Here is a 9843-nt window from a genome sequence, read left to right on the forward strand (position 1 = left end):
CGCTGAGGCTGAGCCACGAAGTCGCCGGGCGAGAGCGGACTGATGGGGTGGGGCAGCGGTGTGGGTGGCGTGAGCACCGCCATGCCCGCGCATCCAGTTCGGCGACCGGGGGCCGGGGGCCGGGAGCCGGCCGTCAGGTGGGCGCACCGCTCAAGCAGGTGCAGGGCCTCTCCTGTTCGGCCAGTGCGCAGCGGTTCGCCGCCGCGAGGGCCGCGGTGGCAAGCACTGCCGGGGCGGTGGGCCGGGGCGGCGGCCCGTTCCGCGTATGTGCCGGCGGCCTTGGTGCGGCCTGCTCGACGGAGAGCTGGTAGGCGAGCACCCACGCGTCGGCGGCCCGGGCGCTGCCGACCAGACGTTCCTCCGGGCTGCGCGTGGCGGCGGCCCGGGGCAGCGGCAGCGCCTGGCCGTGCCCTGCGCAGGCGCCGGCCGTGACCAGTCGGCGGGCCGCGGGAACGCCGCCGGCGGACAGCCTCGGCGCTGGGACCGGGCGAGTCGGTCGGACAGGGCGCACGAGGCGCACGTCCGTGGGCCCACGGGGCTAGCTCAAGGCAGTAGGCACGCCGGCCCGGGGGCGTCCCCGCGCGAGCCGGGGTTTGCGAACGGGAGTGGGTCCAGCTCTGTACGGGTCCGGCGCAGGGCAGGGGCCTCGGTCGCCGCGGCTGGCGACGGCGCTGTGTGCGGGCCTGCTCGATCGGGGCGATGTCCGGCTTGGGACACGCGTGGCGGTCTCGCTCCCGCATCGCGGTGGTCTGCCGCTCCACCGCTTCGGCGATGGCGGGATCAGCCCGGGACGGCCGGGCCGCGTGGCGGTGCGCTTCGATGGCGCGGCGGGGTCCGTCGCTGCACCGGCGCGGCGGCCGCCCGCCACGGACGACCGGCCGCCGCCCGCTGGAGGATGGCTACCGGCCTGAGGGGGCGGCCGTGCCGAGGCGCCGCTGCGGATGCTCCCCGCCCCGGCCGCGCAGGGAGACGTCCGTCTCGGTGAGGACGCGGTGGACGAATCCGTACGACCGGCCGTATGCCTCGGCGATGGCCCGTATGGACCTGCCCCCCTCGTACTGCTCCTTCATCTCCCGCGCGAGCTTCTCGCGGGCCGTACCGGTGATCTGTTCGCCCTTCCGCACGGCTCGTCTCCTTCCGTGATCGGTTCTCCGGTTGTGATCGTCGTGTACCCCGGAAAGGACGCGATGCCCCCTGGCTGCCGCGTTCTTCCGCGAGCGGTCACCGCCCGGGACACTGCGGCGCCGGCATAGTCGGTGGGTCTGGGGCGGCGGCCGACGTAGCGGGGGCGGTGCTCCGGTGGTCGACGGGCATGACGACGGGCCAGTGGCTGTGCCGCGACAGTGGAAGAGGAGCTGGATACTCCGCTCCGGTCTTCGCGCGTACTCGGCCGGGTCGACTCCCGGTTCAAGGGCTTGCTCATCCGTCCGATCGGGGACCGGTTGGCCTTGGCCGCACGCCGGGGCCCGCGTCGAGGGTGGTGGTGACAGACCCAGGCTCAGCCGACACTGCCGGGTCCGCTCGCCCCGCTCCAAGATCGTTGCCATGCAGCGATTCACGAACAAGACGGCCCTGATCACCGGCGGTACCAGCGGCATCGGGCTCGCCACGGCACGACGGCTCCTGGACGAAGGCGCCTATGTGGTCATCACGGGCCGTGACCAGACGCGGCTCGACGCGGCCGTGGCACACCTCGACGCGGTGGGCGACCGGGTTCTGGCCCACCGGGCCGACGCCGCGTCCCTGTCCGACCTCGATGCACTGATGCGCCGTATCGAGACCTGGCGAGGCTCGCTGGACGCGGTCTTCGCCAACGCCGGGACCGGCATTTTCAAGCCGACCGCGGACATCACCGAGGACGACTTCGACCGCACCGTCGACATCAACTTCAAGGGCGTCTTCTTCACCGTGCAGAAGGCCCTGCGGCTCATGCCGCGCGGGGGCGCCGTCGTCATCAACGCCTCCTGGACCCTGCACCGCGGACTGCCCGTCGCATCGGTCTACTCCGCCAGCAAAGCAGCGGTGCACAACCTCGCCCGGACCATGGGCTCCGACCTGGCGGCCCGCGGCATCCGCGTCAACTCCGTCAGCCCCGGATACATCGACACGGCGATGTGGCGGGAGGCCAACCCCCACCCGGACGCCGAGGCCCGCAACAGCGCCGAGGTGGCACTGGGCGCGCTCGGTCATCCCGACGAAGTCGCAGCCGCCGTCGCCTTCCTGGCCTCCGAGGACGCCGCCTACATCACCGGCCAGGACCTCGTCGTCGACGGCGGCCTCGTCGGATCGGTACCGGCCGCATGAGCACGGCATGCGACGCCGCACCCCGGCAGGCGGACCGGCAGCGGAGAGCGGTGCCGGTGTTGGTCGCCGTCCTGCTGGCCCTGCTGGTGCTGCCGACATCGGTGACGGGCTCGGGTGTGGCACTGCCGGCGATCGGGCGGGAGAGCGGCGCGTCGCTGGCGGCGTTGCAATGGGTGGTGCACGGTTACAACCTCACCTTCGCCAGCTTTCTGCTGGCCTGCGGCTCGCTGGCCGATCGGTGGGGCCGGCGCCGGGCGTTCGCGGGTGGTGCCGCCCTGTTCACGGTGGCGTCCACGGTGAGTGCGGCAGCGGACGACATCCTGTTGCTCGACTTCGCGCGTGCTCTGGCCGGGGTCGGCGCGGCGGCGCTGCTGACCAGTGGCAGCTCACTGATCGGCGCCACATTCAAGGGGAAGGCGCGCGGTCGCGCCTTCGGAGCGGTCGGCATCACCACGGGCGCGGGGCTCGCGCTCGGGGCGATGGCCGCCGGGCTGGTGACCGACACACTCGGCTGGCGCGCCTTCTTCGGGCTGCACGCGGCGCTGATGGCTGTGGTGTGGTGCACGGTGCCCCTCCTGCCACGGGACGGGGCCGAGGAGCACGCCGTGCGGGGCCGCCGGCCAGCCGGGGAAGACGGCACCGACGGCTTCCGCCCGGTCAGGGTCGACTGGGCCGGTACCGCCGCCTTCTCCGGCGGGCTGTTCCTCCTCATGCTGGGCACAGTCGAAGGCCCGCAACGGGGCTGGGGCAGCGCCGAAGTGCTGGGACTGCTGGTTGGATCGGTGGTGCTGCTGGCGGCCTTCGCCCTGGTGGAGCGGCAGGTGCGGCACCCCATGCTGGATCTGCGTCTGCTGCGCAACCGCCAGTTCACGGCCTTGTGCCTGATACCCGTCGTAGCCACCCTGTCCTTCGTCATCCTGCTGCCCCTGCTGCCCAACTACCTGATGGTGGCGAACGGTTACTCCAGCCGTGACGCGGGCGGAGTCATGCTGCTGATGACACTGCCGATCCTGGTGACCCCCCTGGCGGCAACGCGGCTGCTGCGCTGGGGGCTGACGCTCCGCGGCGTGTTCGGGCTCAGTCTGCTGTGCCTGACCGTGGGCGTGGGGTGGCTGGCCGCCGTACTCGAACCGGGGCTGGCCCCGGGTACGCTGGCCGGTCCGCTGATCACGCTGGGGGTCGGGCTGGGCCTCAACTTCGGGCTGGTGGACGGAGCGGTCCTCGACGTCGTGGCACCCGAGAGCACGGGCACAGCCGCCGGCTTCCTGAACACGCTGCGGCTCGGCAGCGAGGCCCTGGCCATCGCGGCGGTGAGCGCGGCCCTCGTCAACCTCGTGCGCAAGCCCTTCGACGCGAGGCTGAACGAGTTCCCGTCGTACGACGGCAGCTCGGGCCGGCTCGCCAACAGCGTGAACGCCGGTGACCTCTCCGGCCCGCTCTCCGAGCTGCCCGCCTCCGTACGGCCCGACTTCACCGCGTTGGTGACGCACGGCCTCACCGACGCCTGGCACACCGTGCTGTGGGCCAGCGCCGTGCTGTGTGCTGTGACGTCAGCGGTGATCTGCTTCCTTCTGGGAAGAAGTACGACGGGGACACGCTGACCGCGACGAGCGCGGCACCTACGCCGGCGGCGAGGACGCGGTCAGCGGCCACGGGCCGCTGGAAGTGGCGTACCTGCCCCGGCGAGGCCGAAAGGAGGCGGGTGTCCGCCACCACGTCGTGCTCTCCCTCGTCGTCCGCCAGGTACCCGATCACGGCTGCTACCGGGCCGAGGGCGCCCAGGAGGTCCGAGGTCGTGCGGCTCGACCGGCTCGGTGGGATCACCCTCGCGGCGAGGTGGCCTCGGTGCCAAGGAAGTGTGGACCCGCTGCTAACGACAGGCAGCCGGTCGGCGGGCCACTGTGATGGGGCACGGCCGTACGGCTCGCAGCTGCCACGGATGACGGGGGACGGCAGCGGGCCCGGTCGAGCACGAACCAGCACACCGACGAAAGGGAATGTGTTCATGCGGTTCTCACGTGCCCTCGCCGCCGCCGGAGTCACGATGGCGCTGTCCGCAGTCGCTGCTCCCGGCCCGGCCGCCGCGGCCCCGGCCGCCGCGCCCGAGCGCCCCATGACGGGCACGCACCTGGCGGGCACGGCCGACGGCGCGATCGACGCCAGGGCCACCGTCTTCATCATCCGTAACCACAGTGGTAAGTGCCTGGAGATCGAGAACTCCTCCAAGCGCAACGGCGCCCGCGCCCAGCAGTGGACCTGCAACGGCCAAGCCGGAGCCAAGTGGAAACTCCGGAACCTCGGCGGGAACCGCGCGGAAATCATCAATGTCCGTAGCGGCAAGTGCCTGGAGATCGAGAACTCCTCCAAGCGCAACGGCGCCCGCGCCCAGCAGTGGACCTGCAACGGCCAGGACGGCGCCAAGTGGCGCTTCGTCGAGACCAGCGGTGACCGGTTGTACATCGTCAATGCCCGTAGCGGCAAGTGCCTGGAGATCGAGAACTCCTCCAGGCGCAACGGTGCGCGGGCCCAGCAGTGGACCTGCAACAGCCAGGCCGGATCGTTGTGGTCCTGACCGCTCGGACCTGAGTGAGTCAGGGGCGCCGAGCGGGGCGCGGACCCCCGAATCCGCCGGGGGTCCGACCTCCGCATCCGTCGGGCGGTCCGCGCACCCGTGCCACCCACTGCTCCTCGGCGGGGCTGGCAACCGAGCCGCTCGCCCTCGACCGAGTTCCTCAGGCGGTCGGCCGCGGGACCGTACTCGGCCCGGGGCCCCTGCCATCCTCGACGTGAATGCCCTGTTTGCGCGACTATCCTGGTTCCGTGGAGGTATATCCCACTCCTTCGGGCAGAGGTCACGGGGAGGGGGCGCTGCCGGATACCGGAGTGCGCCCGGAAATCCTCGCGTCCTGGCAGCGCTCGCAGTCTCTCGGCATCGACCGCGAGCGGGCGGCCCTGCCGATCGAGAGTGACCTGGATCCCGACTCCCGGCTGATCAGGGCTGCCACGCCGGTCCTGGACCACCTGTACGAACGGTTCGCGGGGGTCCCGGTGACCGTGGCGCTGGCCGACTCACGGGCGAACATCGTGGACCGGTGGGGCGACCCGGCGGGGCTGAGGCTGATGGACGCCGCCTCGCTGGTGCCGGGCGCCAATGTCGATGAGCGATTCATGGGGACCAGCAGCGTCAGCATGGTGCTGAGCACCAGGGCACCGTTCGTGGTCGTCGGCCACGAACACTTCTTGCACGACCTCAAGGAGCTGACCTGCATGGCCGCGCCGGTGCGCGACCCGGTGGGCGGCACCGTGCGGGGCGCGGTCAACCTCTCCGTGCCGCGCGAGCTGGCCAACCCCGGCATGGCACTGGTCCTGCAGGACGCCACCGAACGCATCGAAGAACGCCTGCTGGAGCTGAGCACGGCCCGCGAGGTCCAGCTCATGCGCTCCTTCCAGCGGGCCAGGGAGCGCGGCGGGCATGCCGAGCTGGAACTCGGCTCGGGAGAGCTGTCCCGGCTCGGCGGGCCGGCGCCCCGGCTGACCTCGCAGGAGCGGCTGATCCTGCTGGAGCGTGCCGTCGAGCTGATCTCCTCCACGGGTGAGACGTTCGCCGAGGTGCCCCTCGCGGGCAGCCGCACGGCCCTGCTGCGCCGCCGGGAGCTGCACCACGGCGACGCGGAGGGCGCGGCGGTCGAGGTCAGCTTCGAGGAGGCCCGTGGCACGGGTCTGACGGGCCGGACCACCGCGACCGGCCCCGACGGGCGTCGTGTGCCGCTCCTCGACCGTCCCGCCGAGGCGGCGGAGGCGAATGACCGGGGAGCGACGGCGGAACCACAGGCCGCCGGACCGGCCGACGCGTGGCTGCTGCTGGTCGGCGAGCCGGGCGTCGGCCGGCTCGCCGCCGAGGCACGCGGGCGGCTGTCCCTCCTGAACGAGGCAGGCGTCCGCCTCGGCACCACCCTGGACATGCGGCGCACCGCCGAGGAACTGGCGGAGATCGCCGTGCCGCGCTTCGCCGACCTGGTCGTCGTCGACCTGATGGACTGCGTCCTGGCGGGCGAGGAACCACCGGCCGGACGGCTGCGCCCCGACGTGGCGCTGCGCCGGGTGGCCGCCCGGACGGGTGAGGAGTCCCGCGACTTCGCGATCGCCGGTGCGGACGAGCCGGTCGGCTACCCCGCCGGCACGCCCCAGGCCCGGTGCCTGGAGACCGGGAAGCCGGTGACGGACTCGGTGATGACCGCCGCCCTGGCCGGGCACCCGGCCGACCGGGTTCACCCCGTCGACCTGCTCGGCGAGGGCGTGCACTCCTACCTGGGCGCTCCGCTGTCCGCGCGGGGATCCGTCCTGGGCCTGGCGGGGTTCTACCGCCGTGGCAGGACCAGGCCGTACGAGCAGGACGACCTGACGCTGGCGGGCGAGCTGGCGGCCCGGGCCGCGATCAGCGTGGACAACGCCCGCCGCTACCGTCGGGAGCATCAGGCCTCCCTCACCCTGCAACGCAGTCTGCTGCCGCGCGCCCTGCCCCGGCTGAGCGCCGTCGACCTCGCCTCCCGCTATCTGCCCGCGGACGCCCGGGCAGGGGTGGGCGGGGACTGGTTCGACGCGATCCCGCTGTCCGGGATGCGCGTGGCGCTGGTCGTCGGGGACGTGCCCGGAAACGGTCTGCAGGCGGCGGCCACCATGGGCCGCCTGCGGACGGCGGTGCGGACGCTGGCCGGGCTGGACCTGCTGCCGGAGGAGGTGCTGGCCCATCTGGACGACCTGGTCAGCCGGGCCCCCGACGACTCGGCCGGCGGTCAGGACCCCGCGACCGGGACGACCTGCCTGTACGTGATCTACGACCCGGTGTCCTGCCGCTGCACGGCGGCACGGGCGGGTCATCCGCCGCCCGCCGTGCTGAAGCCGGGCGGCCGGGCGGAGCTGATCGACCTTCCGGCCGGTCCGCCGCTCGGGCTCGGCGGGATCCAGCCGTACGAGTCCGCCACCGTCGACCTGCCCGCGGACAGCCTGCTGACGATGTACACCGACGGCCTGCTCAAGGAGAGCCGAGGTTACGGCGACACCGAAGCGCACACCGGCCGGCTGCTGGACTCGCTGAACCAGGCCGGTCCGGCGCTGGAGGACATCTGCGACCGGGTCGCGGACACCCTCCCGCCCGGCGGCCCGCACGACGACGTGGCCCTCCTGCTGGCTCGCGTGCACGCGCTGCCCGAGGACCGGGTGGCGTCCTGGGAGTTTCCGTCCGAGCCCTCGGCCGTGGCCCGGGCCAGGGAGCTGACCCGTGCTCAGCTCGCCGCCTGGGGCATGTCGGAGCTGGATTTCAACACCGGGCTGGTGGTCAGCGAGCTGGTCACCAACGCCGTGCGGTACGGCGGCCAGGGGCCGGTGGGCCTGCGGTTGCTGCGCGACGACTCGCTGATCTGTGAGGTCTCCGACCGCAGCAACACCTCCCCGCGTATCCGGCGGGCGGCCACGACCGAGGAGGGCGGGCGCGGTCTGTTCCTCGTGGCCCAGTTCACCAAGAGCTGGGGTGCCCGCTTCATGCCGCAGGGCAAGACGGTGTGGGCCGAGCAGATTCCGCAGCCGGAGCAGCCCGCGTCGGAGCCGGACGAGCAGGCGCTGCTGGCGATGTTCGACGACGCCGGCTGACCCGCCGGCCGGCCTCCCGTGCCGAGCCGGTCACGACCGGCCCGGCCCGGATGCGCGGCTCGGACGACAGATGCTCCGTCACGCCCGGTGGTGACGGGACCGCCGCTCGGGGGCGCGTCGAATGCTCCGTCACGCCTGGCGGTGATGGGACCGGCCGCTCGGGCGCGCGTCGTCGGGGGTGCCGCGCGTGCCCCGGAATCCGAACACGCCCCGGAACCCCACCTGCACCCACGACCCGGGGCATGCCCAGGACCGGACCGTCCGCGCCGCGCGCCCCGGGGCTGTGTGCCCTCGTGGACACAGCCGCGGCAGGTGCCCGCGGCGACCCGGGTGCAGTTGAGCGCCGTGTGCGGTGGTGAGAGGCGTTCGAGGAACAGCGCCTCCGCGCCGTCGAGGGGCCCAGCTGCGGACGTGTCATTCCTCGGCTGTGCGGGGCAGTCGCGCCCCCACCCGCGCCGCCGTCTCGCGCAGCCAGATGTGGGCCGCGTCGTGCGTGTGCACCGGGTGCCACCACATCGCTTCGCGCAGCGGCACGGCCTCGTACGGCGGCTCCACCACCCGCACCGCGGCGATCGGCGTGAGCAGCCGGGCCAGGCGTGCCTGGATCAGGGCGATGCGCCGGGTGCCGGCGATCATCAGGGGCAGGAGTTGAAAGCTGTCGACGGACACCTCCGCACGCGGTTCGATGCCGAGCATGCCCAGTTGCCGTACCGCGGGGGCGTCATAGGTGCGCTGGTAGGTCACCCAGGGCAGCCGGGCCAGGTCCCGCCGGGTGAGCCGGTCCCCGACACCGGGGTGGTCGCGTGCCACGAGGAACACCCAGCGGTCGTCGTAGAGGTCGGTGGCGGGGAAGTCGCTGATGATGCCGTGCGGCATGAGCAGGCCGTCGGTGGCGCTCAGCAGCGTCGCGGTGTCGTCCACGACGGTCGGCGGGGTCTGGGTGAAGCGGAGCCGGATGCCGGGGGCCTCCTCGTGCACGACGCGGGCCAGTTCGGTGCCGAAGACGGCGACGGCGTAGTCGGACGCCATCAGCCGGAACTCGCGGTTCTCCTTGGCCGGGTCGAAGTCGGCCTGGCTGGAGAAGAGGCGTTCCAGTACGTCGTAGGCGGTGGCGGTGCGGTCCAGGAGCACCTGGCCGAGCGCGGTCAGCTCGTAGTGGCCGCCGACGCGGGCGAGCAGGTCGTCGTCGAAGTGCCGGCGCAGCCGGGCGAGGGCCGCGCTCATCGCGGGCTGGCTCAGACCGACGCGCTGCCCGGCCCGGGTGACGTTGCGCTCCTCCAGCAGGGCGCGCAGGGCGACGACGAGGTTGAGGTCCAGACGGGCGAGGTTCACGGATCAGGCCCCTACGGTGCGGCGACGAGCGGGAGATACAGGGGGAATAACCCTGGTGGATGGTAGGTATCCACACAATCTATTTCCCTGATTGCGGCTGCCGGGGCCAGATTGGTCGCACCGCAATCAGGAGGACACGTCCGTGAAACCCGAACCCGCGTCCGCGCTCTTCGCCGGACCGTTCGCCCTCGCCACCCTCTCGGCCCCGGACGGGCCGGAGTTCCCCGCCCTCGTCACTCCCGACGGCCGGGCCGTCGATCTGCGGGACGTCTTCGGCGACGACCGGCTGACCACCCTCGACGTGCTGGACCGCTGGGAGACGACCCTGCCTCGGCTGCGCGCGGTGGCCGCCGACACCGGCCTGGCCCGCACGGCCGCCACGGAGCTGCGCGTGCACGCGCCCGTGGCTCCGCGCCAGGTGTTCCAGTCGGGCGCGAACTACCGGCAGCACGTCATCGACCTGCACGTCGCCCACCGCGCCCCCGGTGACGACCGGCCCGAGAGCGAGCGCCGGGCGGAGGCCGCGGAGATCATGGACCGGCGGGCCGCCGAGGACCTGCC

Annotated in this window: 6 protein-coding genes and 1 pseudogene; 5 read left to right on the forward strand and 2 right to left on the reverse strand. The window is 73.0% G+C overall.

The window, feature by feature from the left end; translation table 11 throughout:
- Positions 1–899 precede the first annotated feature (899 nt).
- Positions 900–1124 carry a helix-turn-helix domain-containing protein gene (locus CCN44_RS47965; protein WP_059247938.1) on the reverse strand — a complete coding sequence of 75 codons (225 nt, stop codon included), beginning with the start codon at positions 1122–1124 and terminating at the stop codon, positions 900–902.
- A 421-nt stretch (positions 1125–1545) separates the two neighbouring features.
- On the opposite strand from CCN44_RS47965, the gene CCN44_RS36910 reads away from it, so the two are divergent.
- The 4 genes from CCN44_RS36910 (at position 1546) to CCN44_RS36925 (ending at position 7950) form a co-directional block, all read left to right on the forward strand.
- Positions 1546–2304, forward strand: a complete 759-nt coding sequence (locus CCN44_RS36910) for an SDR family NAD(P)-dependent oxidoreductase (protein ID WP_086703073.1) — start codon at positions 1546–1548, stop codon at positions 2302–2304.
- Positions 2301–3905, forward strand: a complete 1605-nt coding sequence (locus tag CCN44_RS36915) for an MFS transporter (RefSeq protein ID WP_086703075.1) — start codon at positions 2301–2303, stop codon at positions 3903–3905. The genes CCN44_RS36910 and CCN44_RS36915 overlap by 4 nt, the downstream gene beginning before the upstream one ends.
- 404 nt (positions 3906–4309) lie before the next feature.
- The gene (locus tag CCN44_RS36920; protein WP_107502149.1) at positions 4310–4876 is read left to right on the forward strand and encodes an RICIN domain-containing protein; all 567 of its coding nucleotides are present in this window, start codon (positions 4310–4312) and stop codon (positions 4874–4876) included.
- Between the two features lie 311 nt (positions 4877–5187).
- Positions 5188–7950 carry a SpoIIE family protein phosphatase gene (locus tag CCN44_RS36925; protein WP_237481180.1) on the forward strand — a complete coding sequence of 921 codons (2763 nt, stop codon included), beginning with the start codon at positions 5188–5190 and terminating at the stop codon, positions 7948–7950.
- 414 nt (positions 7951–8364) lie between these two features.
- Here the strand turns inward: CCN44_RS36925 and CCN44_RS36930 are convergent, their stop codons facing one another.
- Entirely contained in the window at positions 8365–9282 is a 918-nt protein-coding gene (locus CCN44_RS36930) for a LysR family transcriptional regulator (RefSeq protein ID WP_059247943.1), read from the reverse strand.
- A 142-nt stretch (positions 9283–9424) separates the two neighbouring features.
- On the opposite strand from CCN44_RS36930, the pseudogene CCN44_RS36935 reads away from it, so the two are divergent.
- Positions 9425–9843, forward strand: a pseudogene (locus CCN44_RS36935) (fumarylacetoacetate hydrolase family protein); the annotation flags it as partial.

Source organism: Streptomyces tricolor, from assembly GCF_002155905.1.
Classification (GTDB): domain Bacteria; phylum Actinomycetota; class Actinomycetes; order Streptomycetales; family Streptomycetaceae; genus Streptomyces; species Streptomyces tricolor.

Coding starts and splice junctions, on each gene's coding strand:
- CCN44_RS36915 (WP_086703075.1), top strand. CDS start 2,301: ATGAGCACGGCATGCGACGCCGCACCCCGGCAGGCGGACCGGCAGCGG.
- CCN44_RS36920 (WP_107502149.1), top strand. CDS start 4,310: ATGCGGTTCTCACGTGCCCTCGCCGCCGCCGGAGTCACGATGGCGCTG.
- CCN44_RS36910 (WP_086703073.1), top strand. CDS start 1,546: ATGCAGCGATTCACGAACAAGACGGCCCTGATCACCGGCGGTACCAGC.